The sequence below is a fragment of the Pelomonas sp. KK5 genome, from assembly GCF_001984095.1.
GTDB lineage: Bacteria > Pseudomonadota > Gammaproteobacteria > Burkholderiales > Burkholderiaceae_C > KK5.
The window spans coordinates 1-1,717 of record NZ_LYVQ01000454.1; the positions used below are offsets into that span (position 1 = coordinate 1).

Annotated in this window: 1 protein-coding gene; it reads left to right on the forward strand. The window is 71.2% G+C overall.

The genetic code is table 11. The annotated features are described in order from the left end of the window. Positions 1–1,717: pyruvate dehydrogenase (acetyl-transferring), homodimeric type (aceE, locus tag B0W88_RS31580; protein WP_077038392.1), on the forward strand; the 1,717-nt coding region annotated here is incomplete at both ends.

The following is a 1,717-nucleotide window of genomic DNA, read 5'->3' on the forward strand; positions in this document are numbered from 1 at the left end:
GGCCTCAGCAGCTACCCGCACCCGTGGCTGATGCCGGACTTCTGGCAGTTCCCCACCGGCTCGATGGGCATCGGCCCGATCAGCTCGATCTACCACGCCCGCTTCATGCGCTACCTGCAGCATCGCGGCCTGCTCGATACCGCGGGCCGGCGCGTCTGGGGCGTGTTCGGCGACGGCGAGATGGACGAGCCCGAGAGCATGAGCGCGCTGACGCTGGCCGCGCGCGAGAAGCTCGACAACCTCACCTGGGTCGTCAACTGCAACCTGCAGCGCCTGGACGGCCCGGTGCGCGGCAACGGCCGCATCATCGACGAGCTGGAGGCGCTGTTCGCCGGCGCCGGCTGGCGCGTCATCAAGCTGGTCTGGGGCTCCGACTGGGACGGCCTGTTCGCGCGCGACCTCACCGGCGCGCTGGCGCGGGCCTTCGCGCGCACGGTGGACGGCCAGTTCCAGACCTTCGCCGCCAAGGACGGGCGCTACAACCGCGAGCATTTCTTCGGGCAGGACCCGACCCTCGCCGCACTCGCGCAGGGTCTCACCGACGAGCAGATCGACCGCCTCAAGCGCGGCGGCCACGACCTCGTGAAGATCCACGCGGCCTACCACGCGGCGGCCCACACCACGGGCCAGCCCGTCGTCATCCTGGCGCAGACCAAGAAGGGCTACGGCATGGGCGACGCCGGCCAGGGCCGCATGACCACGCACCAGCAGAAGAAGCTGGAGCGCGAGGACCTGCTGGCCTTCCGCGACCGTTTCCAGCTGCCGCTCAGCGACGAGCAGGCCGCCACGCTGGCCTTCGTCAAGCCGGCCGACGACAGCCCCGAGATGCGCTATCTCCACGCCCGCCGCAGCGCGCTCGGCGGGCCGCTGCCGAGCCGTCGCCCGCAGGCCGATGAGGCGCTGCCCGTGCCGCCGCTGGCGCAGTACGCCGGCTTCGCGCTGAAGGCCGAGGGCAAGGAGATGAGCACCACGATGGCCTTCGTGCGCATGCTGGGCGGGCTGCTGAAGGACGGCACGCTGGGCCCGCGCATCGTGCCCATCGTGGCCGACGAGGCGCGCACCTTCGGCATGGCCAACCTGTTCCGGCAGATCGGCATCTACGCCTGCGCGGGCCAGGCCTACGAGCCCGAGGACATCGGCTCGCTGATGAGCTACCGCGAGGCGACCGACGGGCAGATCCTCGAGGAGGGCATCAGCGAGGCCGGTGCGCTGAGCAGCTGGACGGCCGCCGCCACCAGCTACAGCGTGCACGGGCTGCCGATGCTGCCCTTCTACATCTACTACTCGATGTTCGGCTTCCAGCGCGTGGGCGATGCGATCTGGGCCGCCGCGGACCAGCGCTCGCGCGGCTTCCTGCTGGGCGCCACCGCCGGCCGCACGACGCTGGGCGGCGAGGGCCTGCAGCACCAGGACGGCAGCAGCCTCGTGCAGGCGGCGCAGGTGCCCAACTGCCGCGCCTACGACCCCTGCTTCGCCGGCGAGTTCGCCGTGATCCTGGACCACGGCATGCGCGCGATGCTGGAGCGGCAGGAGGATGTCTTCTACTACGTCACGCTGATGAACGAGAACTACGCGCAGCCGACACTGCCGGAGGGCGTGGCGGAGGACATCGTCAAGGGGCTGTACCGCTACGCGCGGCACGGCGAAGGACCCCAGGTGCGCCTGCTGGGCTCCGGCACCATCCTGCGCGAGGTGATCGCCGCCGCCGAGCTGCTGC